Here is a 12257-nt window from a genome sequence, read left to right as displayed (position 1 = left end):
CACGCACTGTTGCCATTTGCGGAACAATCGCGTGCACTCGATTGCTGGCCGCCCGCATTCATGCACAATGCCGCCCATGTTCCTTTCCATCTTCGACGTCTTCAAGATCGGCATCGGGCCATCCAGCTCCCACACGATGGGGCCGATGACCGCTGCCAGGCGCTTTCTCGACGAACTGGCCGACGGCAACTGGCCGCGTGCCGCCAGCGCCCGCCCCGCGGCGCTGACGGCCAGCCTGCACGGCTCACTGGCTTTCACCGGCATCGGCCATGGCAGCGGCCGCGCCGTCATCCTCGGCCTCTGCGGCGAGGATCCAAGAACCGTCGACCCCGATGCCATGGATGGCCTGGTTGCCGCGGTCGAGGCGAAGGGCATCGTCCATCCCCCCGGCCACGCGGCCTATCGCTTCCGACCGGCGGTGGACCTGGTCCTCGACAAGCGCAATCCCCTGCCGCTCCATCCCAATGGCCTGCAGTTTTCCGCCTTCGATACCGATGGCCAGCTGCTGTTGCGGCGCGCCTATTATTCGATCGGCGGTGGCTTCGTGGTCAGCGCCGAGGAGCTCGAGGCCCTCAAGCACGCCTCACCAGCCCAGGCTGACGTGCCCTATCCCTTTGCCCATGCCCGCGACATGCTGGACATGGCTGCCGCCTCGGGCCTGTCCATTGCCGGCATGAAGCGCGCCAATGAAGAGGCCACGCGCAGCCGTATCGCGCTCGACCGCGGCATCGACGAAATCTGGTCGGTGATGAGCACCTGCATCGACCGCGGCATCGCCCAGGAAGGCATCATGCCCGGCGGTCTCAACGTCAAGCGCCGCGCGCGCGGAATCTTCCTGCAGCTCGATGCGCAGTGGCAGCGCAACGAGCTGACGCCACTGATGGCCAATGACTGGCTGAGCCTCTACGCCATGGCGGTCAACGAGGAGAATGCCGGCGGCGGCCGCGTCGTCACAGCGCCCACCAATGGTGCGGCCGGCGTCATTCCGGCGGTGATGCGCTATTATCTCAAGTTCAATGCCGCGGCCGGTCCGCAGGACATTCGCGACTACCTGCTGACCGCGGCCGCGATCGGCGGCATCGTCAAGCACAATGCCTCGATCTCGGGCGCTGAAGTGGGCTGCCAGGGTGAAGTCGGCTCCGCCTCGGCCATGGCTGCGGCCGGCCTCTGCGCCATCATGGGCGGCACGCCGGCCCAGGTGGAAAACGCCGCGGAAATCGCGCTGGAACACCATCTCGGCATGACCTGCGATCCGGTGGGCGGGCTGGTGCAGATCCCGTGCATCGAGCGCAATGCCTTTGGCGCCGTCAAGGCCGTTACCGCGGCCTCGCTCGCGCTCAAGGGCGACGGCACCCACGCCGTGCCGCTCGATGCCTGCATCGAGACGATGCGCCAGACGGGCTTGGACATGAGCGAAAAATACAAGGAAACCAGCCTGGCGGGGCTGGCTGTCAACGTGGTGGCCTGCTGAACGGCACGCTCAGTGCAGCGCGGTCCTGGGCGGATTGACATCGTGCAGCTGAACGCTCTCGGCGGGGCTTTCCAGCAGGGCGCCGGCGACGAGCTGTTCGTCCCGCACCGTCTCGAGATAGACGCGCAGCATGATGTGTCCCGCGGCAGGCAGGTCAGGGTTCCTCAGGTCGACGGGTTCCTGATCGGGGCCATGCGGCACGAGGCCCGCCGGTGCCTGATCGGCCGGCAGGGCAAAGCACTCATGGCGTCGAATGCCGAGCGCATCGAGCCGCGAAATGGCGTTTTGGGCATCCTTGACGCTGGCAAAGATACCAATGGCCATTCGCCGACGGATTGGGGCCATGGCGGTCTCCACCCGATCAGTGCATGTTGCCGTCGCACTGCGCGAGCAGCCGCAGCCGGTCCATGTCGCGCACGACGAAATTGCCGCGATTGGGCAGGTCGATCACCCGCATGGCCCGCAGCCGGGTCATGTTGCGGCTGACTGTCTCGATGGTGAGGCCGAGATAATCGGCAATGTCGGCGCGGCACATGGGCAGCGGCACCATGTCACTCGTGGTCCGGCCGGCCATGGAGAGCAGGAAGCTGGCCATGCGTTCGATCGCAGTCTTGCGGCAGAGCAGGATTGACAGATCCTGCATGTTGGCCACTTCGTCGCCGGCCACCTTGAGCAGCTTCTCGGCCAGTTCGGGCCGCTCGCGCATGGCGCGCAGCAGCGAGGATTTGTGGATGGCGCGGACACGGGTCATGGTCAGCGCATCGCAGTCGAAGCGATAGGTTTCACCATGGCCGAAGCCGACAATGTCGCCGGCAAAGCCAAAGGCGACAATCTGGCGGCGGCCATCGGGGAAAATCTTGTAGGCGCGCACGGCGCCGCTCAGGATCTCGTAGAAGCCCGTGGTTTCATCGCCCTCACGGAACAGCGCATCGTAGGCGCCCAGCAGACGGACGCCGCTGGTGCTGACCGCGCCGCCCATCCAGGGCGTTTGAGTATCAACCGTCGATGCGATAGTGGATAGCTGCATGATACGTCCCCGGACCGAGTAAAGTGTTGTCGTCTGGGGAAAACATAGATCGCCTATGTAAGCGGCGTTCCGGCGCTACGTACTGAATTGTAACGCAATGTATCGGGCGGCGGCGCCCGGGGACAAAGCAGGAGCGGATCGCACTGATGGCAGGGGGGCAGCATCACATTCTCGTCGTGGACGACGACGATCAGGTGCGGCGCATGCTGCGGCGATGCTTCGAGGATGAAGGCTACCGCGTCAGCGAGGCCACCGACCAGACCGGCGTGGAAGCGGCCCTGGCGACCGGCCTCGACCTCATCACGCTCGACCTCAACCTGGGCGGCACCGACGGGCTTTCCATCGCGCGGACAGTGCGGCAGAACTGGGACCTGCCCATCATCATGATCACCGGCAAGGGCGACATGATCGACCGCATCGTGGGCCTCGAAATCGGCGCCGATGACTATATCGCCAAGCCGTTTCACCTGCGCGAAGTGCTGGCCCGCGTCCGCTCGGTGCTGCGCCGCGCCGGGTCGACCGCCCAGCCCGTCGCCCCCGCCCGTCCGCCTGCCAAGGCGCAGATCGGCTTTGACGGCTTCGTGCTCGACCTGGGCCGGCGCGAATTGCGCGGCCCCGATGGGCAGGACGTCCGCATCACCAGCGGAGAATTCGATCTCCTGGCCCTGTTCGCGCAGCATCCCCATCGCGTGCTGAGTCGCGACCAGATCATGGACATGCTCAAGGGGCACGACTGGGCACCCAACGACCGCAGCATCGACAACCAGATCGCCCGGATCCGCAAGCTCATCGAGGCCGATAGCCAGCAGCCGCGACTGCTCAAGACCGTGCGCGGCGCCGGCTACAGCTTCACCCCGAAAGAGCTCAGCGCCTGAGACTATGCCTTGATGGCGTCCTCGATGGCGGCGGCCAGGTCGGCCATGCGATAGGGCTTGCGCAGGATCCTGATATCCTCTTCGGCCGTGCGGTTGCCGGCCAGTTCCTCGGCATAGCCCGATGTCAGCAGGACCGGCATATGCGGATAGAGCGCGCGCGCCTGCTGGCGCAGCTGATAGCCCGACATGCCGCCCGGCATCACCACGTCGGTGAACAGCAGATCGATCCCCGGATTGCTCGCAAGCAGCTCCAGCGCCTCGGCGCCGCTGGCGGCCGCCAGCACCACATAGCCCAGCTGCGTCAGGCGCGAGACGGTGAGCTTGCGCAGGCGGTCATCATCCTCCACGGCCAGGATAACCTGCCCCGTGCCCGATGCGGGGGCGTCAGCGTCGCCGATCGCGGTCGCCTGCAACGGCTCGACGCGATGCCTGGGGAGATAGATGGTCACCGTAGTGCCCTTGCCGACCGTGCTGTCAATGGTGACAAGCCCGCCCGACTGCTTGGCAAAACCATAGATCATGGAGAGGCCGAGCCCCGTGCCACGCCCCTGCTCCTTGGTGGTGAAAAATGGCTCGAAGGCGCGCTCGCGCACCGCCTGGCTCATGCCCGCGCCGGTATCGGAGACCGAGAGGCGCACATAGTCCCCGGGCGACAGGCCATCGAGCCGGCTCGACATGTCGGCATCGACCGCGGCATTGCCGGTTTCGATCAGCAGGCGCCCGCCATCGGGCATGGCATCCCGCGCGTTGACGGCAAGATTGACGATGGCGCTCTCCACCTGAGACGCGTCGACCCGGGCCGACCACAGATGCGGGGTGAGCGCGTTGGACAGATAGATGGTGGCCCCCAGCGTGCGGTGCAGCATATCGGTGAGGCCGACGACGAAGCTGTTGAGATTGACGGTTTCCGGCTCGAGATGCGACCGGCGGGCGAAGGCCAGCAACCGCGCGGTCAGGCGGGCGCCCAGATCGGCTGCCTCCAGTGCCTCGTTGGTTAGCTCGCGCTGCAGCGGCGTCGTCAGCTTGCCCTCCAGCATTTCCAGATTGCCGATGATGACGGTCAGCAGATTGTTGAAATCATGCGCAATGCCGCCGGTGAGCTGGCCCATGGCTTCCATCTTCTGGGCCTGGCGCAGGGCCAGTTCGGTGGCCTTGCGATCCGACAGGTCGTGGATGATGCCGGTAAAGTGCGTCCGCCCATCCGTCTCGAATTCACTGACCGCCAGATGCATGGGAAACAGCGAGCCGTCGCGCCGGCGGCCGGTGACCTCGCGGCCGATGCCGATGATCTTGCGCCGTCCGGTGGAGCGGTAGTTGTGAATGTAGCCGTCATGCTCGGAATGGTAGGGCTCGGGCATGAGAAAGTGCACGTTGCGCCCCAGGAACTCGGCCTGATCATAGCCAAACAGACGCGCCGCTGCGGGATTGACCGTGGTGATGGTCCCCTGCCCATCGATGGTGATGATCGCGTCGACGGCGGATTCCAGGATGGCCTGGAGCTTGCGGGCCTGGCCCAGCAGCGAGGAATTGGGTTCGTCTTGGTCCGTCACCGGGCGGCTCGCTCTCTTGCTATGCTCGGTGAATCGTAACGAGCCGCGCGGGCCGGCACAAACAAAAACCCCGCAGGCAAGCCTGCGGGGTCTTGTCGGACTGCTGAAACCTCAGAGGGCCAGTTCGGTATAGATGGCCTCGAAGCGCTCGCCGACCTTCTTGGGAACCTTGATGGCCTTGATGGCCTCGAGATTGCTGGTGTCTTCGCCGACCACGATCAGGCCAACCATGCCCATGGCAAAATGCGGAGTGCACTTGACGCCATAGACGCCGGGGACGTCGACGGTGAGCACATAGGTCTCGTTGATCTTGCTTTTGAAAATCTCGACGCCTTCGGGCAGCATGTCCTTGATCGCCTCGACATTGTGGCCCTTGTCGGTGGGAATGAACGTCACCGTGTCGCCGGGCTGCGCCTGCACGAAGGCCGGCTCGAACACCATGGTGCCGGCCACGCCCTTGTTGAGCATGTGAACTTCGTAATCAGCGGCAAACGCGGGGGCGACGGCAAACCCGGCAAGGGCAATTGCGGCGATCGCAGTCTTGAGGGCGTTGCGCATGGTGGATCTCCTTAAAGTGGGGTCCTGTAGCGGGCCCGTTCGCCTCTCTCTACGCATTGCGGGCACCGCGCTCTTTGACCGGCATCAAATTTTTCTCGCATTTCGAACGCCCTGAATTCGGGCGGATATTTGCGCTTGATCAAAGAAAATGGACTGAAGAGCCAATACTCAAGATCATACGGGCAAAGAAGAAGTCGAGCCCAAAAACAGGATACTGAAATGGCAAATCTTCCAGGAATTTCGCGTCGCGCATTGCTTGCCGGCGCCACGGCAATTGGAGCAGCGGCACAGTTGGCAGCAGTATTGCCCGCTGCCGCTCAGGAAGCTGCCGCAACCGCCGCCGTCGACCTGAGCACGCTGGAACGCGTCAAGGTCGAACTGGTGCCGCCCCCCTTCGTGCATGCGCATGAGCAGGTCGCGACCGGCGCGCCCAAGATCGTCGAGTTCACGCTGACCATCGAGGAAAAGCTGCATGAAGTGGACGCCGAAGGCACGACCGTCTGGGCCATGACCTTCAATGGTTCGGTGCCGGGCCCGCTGATGGTGGTGCATGAAGGCGACTATGTCGAACTGACGCTGATCAACCCCGACACCAACCTGATGCAGCACAATATCGACTTCCACTCGGCCACCGGCGCCCTGGGCGGCGCGGGCCTCACCATCGTCAATCCGGGCGAGAAGGCGATCCTGCGCTTCAAGGCCACCAAGGCCGGCGTGTTCGTCTATCACTGCGCGCCTGAAGGCATGGTCCCCTGGCATGTCACCGCCGGCATGAATGGCGCCATCATGGTGCTGCCGCGCGACGGCCTGACCGACGGCAAGGGCAATGCCCTGGCCTATGACCGCGTCTACTATGTCGGCGAGCAGGACTTCTACGTGCCCAAGGATGCCGAGGGCAACTACATGGCCTATGAGAGCATCGGCGACGGTTATGCCGATGCGCTCGAGGTGATGCGCACGCTGCTGCCGAGCCATGTCGTGTTCAACGGCAAGGTGGGCGCCCTGACCGGCGAGAATGCCCTGACTGCGGCCGTCGGCGAGCGCGTGCTGGTCGTCCATTCGCAGGCGAACCGCGATACGCGGCCCCACCTGATCGGCGGCCATGGCGACTATGTCTGGCAGAGCGGCAAGTTCCACAACGCTCCCGAGGTGGATCTCGAGACCTGGTTCATCCCCGGCGGTGCCGCAGGCGCGGCGCTCTACACCTTCCTGCAGCCGGGCGTCTACGCCTATGTGAACCACAACCTGATCGAGGCCTTCGAACTGGGTGCCGCCGGCCATTTCGTGGTGAGCGGGGACTGGAATGACGACCTGATGACCAGCGTGCTGGCCCCCAGCCCGATCTGACGGCAACGACCTTCATGCGCGGCGCCCTCCGGCGCCGCGCATAGCTCCAGCAGAGATGCAAAATGACCACCCTGGCCCGCCCCGTGCACGACGTCCTGACTTCGCTGGCCCTGCCCGGGGCCCTGCTGGTTGTCGGCACCGCACTGATTGCACTGCAACTGGGCCTGCCCAATCTCAGCCTGGGCATGGGCGGCATTGCCGGACCCGAGACGGTTACCCTCATCCCCGCCGATTTCACCTATCGCGTCGAGGGCCACTTCCTGCGCGACGGCAATCCGGTTGATGCACCAATGGTCCAGCGGCGGCTCGATGCCCCCCTCGTGATGATGAAATATCAGGTCAGCGTCGCCGACTACGCCGCCTGCACTGCCGAAGGCGCCTGCGCACCAGCCGAGCCACGCAATATCGGACAGGGCAATGTGCCGGTCACGGGCGTCAATTTCGACGATGCCATCGACTATGCGGCCTGGCTGTCGGACCGCACGGGCCAGGACTGGGCCTTGCCGACCGACCGGCAATGGGCCTTCGCGGCCGGTGCGGGCTTTGTCGACGATGCCCTGGGTCTGGCCGAGGACAATGCCAATCCGGCGGCCCGCTGGCTGGCCAATTACGAAAAGGAAGCCGCGCGCGAAAGCGATGGCGGCCGCGTTCCCCTGCCTTTGGGCAGCTTCGGCAGCAATGAAAACGGCATTGCCGACATGGGCGGCAATGTCTGGGAATGGACGCAGACCTGCCATCGCCGCGTCCATGTCGATGCCGCCGGCGCCGTGCTGAGCGAGACCCCGGCCTGCACCATCAAGATCCTCGAGGGACAGCACCGCACGCCGATGAGCTTTTTCATTCGCGACGCAAGAAGCGGCGGCTGCTCGGTGGGCGTCCCGCCCAACAATCTCGGCTTCCGCCTGGTGCGGCAGCCGGCATGGCATGAGCGCCTGTTCGCCCTGATCGGCCGGTGAACGCTGCGGCCGATTGCCGAATACCGGAATGCGGGACTATCGTGTAAGGCACAGCCGACAACACGATAGGACAGCTCCTTTGGCAGACATCGACCGCAGCCTTGTGCGCGCCTTGCCGCTGTTCAACAAGCTGAGCGACGCCGAGCTGGATCGCCTGCTGGCCAGCGCCACCATGCGCCGGGTGGCCATGGGTGAAGCGGTGTTCGAGCAGGGGCAGAAGGCCGACCGCTTCTTCCTGCTGCTGCATGGGCGGCTCAAGGTGACCCAGGTCACGTCCGACGGCCAGCAGATCATCGTCCGCATGGTTCATCCCGGCGACATATTCGGCTTCGCCAAGGCGCTGCAGCGGGACGACTATCCCGGCACGCCCACCGCCTCGGCCGAAAGCGTCGTCATCTGCTGGCCCACCGAAGTCTGGGGCCTCTTCGTCGAGCAGAATCCCCATCTCGCCGTCAACGCCATGCAGACCATCGGCCAGCGCCTGCAGGAAGCCCATACCCGCATCCGCGAAATGGCCACCGAGGAGGTTGAGCGCCGCGTGGCCCATGCCGTGCTGCGTCTGGTCGAGCAGGCCGGCAAGACCGAAGGCACCGGCATCCGCATCGACTTCCAGATCTCCCGCCAGGACATTGCCGAGATGACGGGGACCACGCTGCACACCGTCTCGCGCATCCTGAGCGCGTGGGAGGCCAAGGGCCTGGTCGAGGGCGGACGGCAGAAACTGCTGGTGCGCGACACGGCGGGCCTGCAGATCCTGGCGGAAGGCCAGGCCGACTAGACTGGCGCATTCGTTGCGCCAGGACAAAGACCCTCACCCTGTCCGGGGATAGACCGCCCGCTGAGCAAAGCCGCTCGGCCGGAGCCCCAATGACCCAAGCCCCACCCGCCGCCACCAAGCGACAGCCCGTGCCACGCGGCATTGCGCGCAGCGGGCCGGTGCTCTTTTCCTATGGATTCCGGCCCTTCTTCCTGGCGGCCGGACTGTGGGCCATTGCGGCAATGGCCCTGTGGGTCGGGGCCCTGGCCGCCGGCTGGGAGATCGGCGGCAGCTATGGCGGGGCCTATTGGCACGCCCATGAAATGCTGTTCGGCTATAGTTCCGCCGCCCTGGCCGGGTTCCTGTTGACCGCCGTGCCAAACTGGACCGGGCGCCTGCCCGTATCGGGCACGCCATTGATTGCACTCTTTGCGCTGTGGTGCGCGGGACGGCTGGTCCTGCTGGCGCCCGACAGCGTCGGCCTGCCCCTGGCCATCGCCATAGACGCAGCCTTCCTGCCGGCACTTCTGGCCATCTGCGCCCGGGAGATCATCGCCGGCCGCAAATGGAAGGACCTCAAGGTCCTGGCCGGCATCCTCGCTTTGGCTCTCGCCAATATCGGTTTTCACCTGCTGGTCACGGGAGGCGGGGATGCGGCGCTGGCCAACCGGCTGGGCGTAGGCGCCTTCGTCATGCTGGTCACCATCATGGGCGGGCGCGTCGTGCCCAGCTTCACCCGCAACTGGCTGGCGCGGCGCCACAGCAGCGCCCTGCCGGCGCCCTTTGACCGCTTCGACACCATCGCCCTGCTGACCGGACTGGCGGCGCTGCTCCTTTGGGTCATCCTGCCGGACACAATCCTCACAGCGCTGGCCTGCCTCGTGGCCGCAGGCCTGCACCTGGGGCGGCTCTGGCGCTGGCGCGGCGGGCAGACCTGGGACGAGAAGCTGGTCCTGGTGCTGCATCTTGGCTATGCCTTCGTGCCAGCGGGTTTTCTGGCGATAGCCCTGGTCCAGTTGGGCTGGGTCGAGCCGGTCGCTGCGCTCCATGTCTTTACCGTCGGCACGATCGGGGTGATGACCCTGGCGATCATGAGCCGGGCCACCCGTGGCCATACCGGCCTGCCGCTCGCCGCCTCCGCCATGACGACGGCCAGCTATGCCGCACTGATCGCCGCCGCCCTGTTGCGCCCGCTGGCCAGCGTCTGGCCGGACCGTGCCACCGAACTGCTGTCAGCCACGGGCCTCTGCTGGATCCTGGCTTTCGCGCTCTATGTCATCGAATATGGCCCGGTGCTGGTGCAGCGCCGCCGCGAGCGGGGCGACTGACCGAAAAGGCCTATGCTTTTCGCCCGGCCCTGATCATCAGGCGATAGGCCGTTCCGGTCTCATCATGATCGCCTACAAAGGCATGGCCGCGCGCCTGGAGTTCTGGATAGAGGAATACCGGCTCGCGGCCCAGCAAGGCAAACAGCACCTCGCCCTCCGCCATGGTGTCCAGCCGGCCCAGAATACGCGTCATGGGCTCGGGGGGCACAAGTTCGGAACAATCGAGATAATAGGCGGGGTCGGCCCAGGTCTCGGGCGCTTCGGCACGGGATTCGACCATGTCGATGGGTGCGGCAGCCGGCGTGAAAACGACCATCCAGTCGCCGTCCTCGAGTCGGCTGGCGTCACTGGCAAAGCCGCGATTGGCCATGACCTGAAATAGCGGTTCGGGCCTGAAGGTGGCATAGAGCCTGAGCCGCTGGCCCCGGGCCAGTTGGTCCACAGCTCCCATGATCGCACCGAACGGCTCGCCGCCATTGCGCAGGATCGGACGGATATCGAGTTCAAGATCGTTCATGGCGCTTTCCTCGAAGTAGGCGAGATCGAACCAAACCTAGGCTATGGCCAGCCGCGCCACTTTGTCGCCTGACAAACAAATCCGCACCCAGATTGCAGCCCCCTGTGCACAGGCGATCGCCATAGCGGCACGTCTTTGCGCTGGATCAAAGACCGGGTGGCTTTTTGCGCTACGGCTCACGGGGAAGCGGGCTTGCACCCGCGGGCTGAAACGGGACGACCAACATGATTGCAGACCTGACGCGGGCCGAACGGCAATGGGCCATGATGATCCTGGGGGCGCTGGGCATTGTCGGACTGGCCATGGCGGTTGCCGGCCGCAACGACCTGCTGGGCATCCACGGCTGGATCGTGCTGGCGGCAGGGCTCGGCGGGTTCATCGTCTTCATGCGCGGCAAGGATGCCCCCGAGCCCAGCGATGACCGGCTCAACGAATATTATGATGCGCCCACCCGGCTGGGCATCATCCTCACCCTGCTCTGGGGCGTGGTCGGCATGAGCGCCGGTCTCTGGGTCGCGTCGCTCCTGGCGTGGCCGGAACTGACCTTCGACGCGGCCTGGGCCAGCTTCGGGCGCCTGCGCCCGGTCCATACCAGCGGCGTCATCTTCGGCTTTGGCGGCAATGCGCTGATCGCCACCTCATTTCATGTGCTGCAGCGCACGACTCGCGCCCGCCTGCCCGACCAGATCAGCCCCTGGTTCGTGCTGCTGGGCTACAACCTGTTCTGCGTCATCGCCGCCAGCGGCTATCTGATGGGCCTGACCCAGTCGAAGGAATATGCCGAGCCCGAATGGTATGCTGACATCTGGCTGGTCGTGGTGTGGGTGGTCTATTTCGCCATCTACATGCGCACCCTGGCCCGCCGCAAGGAACCCCATATCTACGTGGCCAACTGGTACTACATGGCCTTCATCCTGGTCGTGGCGATCCTCCATATCGTCAACAACCTGGCCGTGCCCGTCTCCTTCGGCAGCGCCAAATCCTATTCGCTGTTCTCGGGCGTCCAGGATGCCATGACCCAGTGGTGGTATGGCCACAACGCCGTGGCCTTCTTCCTCACTGCCGGCTTCCTCGGCATGATGTACTATTACCTGCCCAAGCGCGCCGGCCGGCCGATCTTCTCCTACCGGATGTCGATCATCAGCTTCTGGGGCATCACCTTCATGTATATGTGGGCCGGTTCGCACCACCTGCACTACACCGCCCTGCCCCATTGGGTGCAGACGCTGGGCATGGCCTTCTCGGTCGTGCTGCTGGTGCCCAGCTGGGCTTCGGCCGGCAATGCCCTGCTGACGCTGAACGGCGCCTGGCACAAGGTGCGCGACGATGCCGTGCTGCGCTTCATGGCCCTGGCCGCGATCTTTTACGGCATCACCACCTTTGAAGGCTCGTTCATGGCCATCCGCGCCGTGAACTCGCTCAGCCACTATACCGACTGGACCATCGGCCACGTCCATGCCGGCGCCCTGGGCTGGGTCGCCATGATCACCTTCGGCTCGCTCTATTCGATCGTGCCGTCGATGTGGAAACGCCCGAGCCTCTACTCGGCCAAGCTGGTGGAAGTCCACTTCTGGCTCGCCCTGTCGGGGACCGTCGTCTACGTCTTCGCCATGTGGAATTCGGGCGTCATCCAGGGCCTGATGTGGCGCACCTATACCGAGAGCGGCACCCTCAGCTACTCGTTCATCGACAGCCTCGTGGCCATGCATCCCTACTATATCGCGCGCGCCTTCGGCGGCCTGCTGTTCCTGCTCGGCGCGCTCGTAGCCCTCTACAATGTCGTCATGACCATCCGCATGGCTGCCCCGGCGACGGAAGACGCCACGCTCGACATTCCCGTTCAGCCCGCCCTGCAAGCCGGAGAATAAAGA

General features: G+C 65.0%; 12 protein-coding genes. 7 read left to right on the top strand and 5 right to left on the bottom strand.

Annotated elements, in window-relative coordinates:
- Nucleotides 1-76: 76 nt before the first annotated feature.
- Nucleotides 77-1471 carry an L-serine ammonia-lyase gene (locus tag ACLI1C_RS17015; protein ID WP_411398746.1) on the top strand — a complete coding sequence of 465 codons (1395 nt, stop codon included), beginning with the start codon at nt 77-79 and terminating at the stop codon, nt 1469-1471.
- Between the two features lie 9 nt (nt 1472-1480).
- Here the strand turns inward: ACLI1C_RS17015 and ACLI1C_RS17010 are convergent, their stop codons facing one another.
- The gene (locus tag ACLI1C_RS17010; RefSeq protein ID WP_411398745.1) at nt 1481-1816 is read right to left on the bottom strand and encodes a hypothetical protein; all 336 of its coding nucleotides are present in this window, start codon (nt 1814-1816) and stop codon (nt 1481-1483) included.
- Nucleotides 1817-1832: 16 nt separating this feature from the next.
- A complete protein-coding gene (locus ACLI1C_RS17005) occupies nt 1833-2498 on the bottom strand; it encodes a helix-turn-helix domain-containing protein (protein WP_411398744.1) in 666 nt (221 codons plus the stop codon).
- Nucleotides 2499-2644: 146 nt separating this feature from the next.
- On the opposite strand from ACLI1C_RS17005, the gene ACLI1C_RS17000 reads away from it, so the two are divergent.
- A complete protein-coding gene (locus tag ACLI1C_RS17000; RefSeq protein ID WP_411398743.1) occupies nt 2645-3373 on the top strand; it encodes a response regulator in 729 nt (242 codons plus the stop codon).
- 2 nt (nt 3374-3375) lie between these two features.
- Here the strand turns inward: ACLI1C_RS17000 and ACLI1C_RS16995 are convergent, their stop codons facing one another.
- Nucleotides 3376-4923 (bottom strand): PAS domain S-box protein, encoded by a 1548-nt coding sequence (locus ACLI1C_RS16995; protein WP_411398742.1) that lies wholly within the window; start codon nt 4921-4923, stop codon nt 3376-3378.
- 111 nt (nt 4924-5034) lie between these two features.
- Entirely contained in the window at nt 5035-5481 is a 447-nt protein-coding gene (locus tag ACLI1C_RS16990) for a pseudoazurin (RefSeq protein ID WP_411398741.1), read from the bottom strand.
- A gap of 219 nt (nt 5482-5700) precedes the next feature.
- On the opposite strand from ACLI1C_RS16990, the gene nirK reads away from it, so the two are divergent.
- From nirK to ACLI1C_RS16970, 4 genes are all read left to right on the top strand, one after another.
- Nucleotides 5701-6828 carry a copper-containing nitrite reductase gene (gene nirK / locus ACLI1C_RS16985; protein ID WP_411398740.1) on the top strand — a complete coding sequence of 376 codons (1128 nt, stop codon included), beginning with the start codon at nt 5701-5703 and terminating at the stop codon, nt 6826-6828.
- Nucleotides 6829-6890: 62 nt separating this feature from the next.
- Nucleotides 6891-7784: an SUMF1/EgtB/PvdO family nonheme iron enzyme gene (locus tag ACLI1C_RS16980; RefSeq protein ID WP_411398739.1), complete on the top strand. Its 894-nt coding sequence runs from the start codon at nt 6891-6893 to the stop codon at nt 7782-7784.
- Between the two features lie 79 nt (nt 7785-7863).
- Complete coding sequence (locus ACLI1C_RS16975) at nt 7864-8562, top strand: Crp/Fnr family transcriptional regulator (RefSeq protein WP_411398738.1); 699 nt, start codon at nt 7864-7866, stop codon at nt 8560-8562.
- Between the two features lie 89 nt (nt 8563-8651).
- Complete coding sequence (locus tag ACLI1C_RS16970; protein ID WP_411398737.1) at nt 8652-9869, top strand: NnrS family protein; 1218 nt, start codon at nt 8652-8654, stop codon at nt 9867-9869.
- Nucleotides 9870-9879: 10 nt separating this feature from the next.
- Here ACLI1C_RS16970 and ACLI1C_RS16965 read toward each other — a convergent pair whose 3' ends face one another.
- The gene (locus tag ACLI1C_RS16965) at nt 9880-10386 is read right to left on the bottom strand and encodes a DUF2249 domain-containing protein (protein ID WP_411398736.1); all 507 of its coding nucleotides are present in this window, start codon (nt 10384-10386) and stop codon (nt 9880-9882) included.
- 224 nt (nt 10387-10610) lie between these two features.
- Here ACLI1C_RS16965 and ccoN point away from each other — a divergent pair, with 224 nt between their 5' ends.
- The gene (ccoN, locus tag ACLI1C_RS16960; RefSeq protein ID WP_411398735.1) at nt 10611-12254 is read left to right on the top strand and encodes a cytochrome-c oxidase, cbb3-type subunit I; all 1644 of its coding nucleotides are present in this window, start codon (nt 10611-10613) and stop codon (nt 12252-12254) included.
- The last annotated feature ends 3 nt before the right edge of the window (nt 12255-12257 follow it).

The organism is Devosia sp. XGJD_8 (assembly GCF_046614475.1).
Classification (GTDB): Bacteria; Pseudomonadota; Alphaproteobacteria; order Rhizobiales; family Devosiaceae; genus Devosia.
This window is presented reverse-complemented; position numbering and strand designations above follow the sequence as displayed.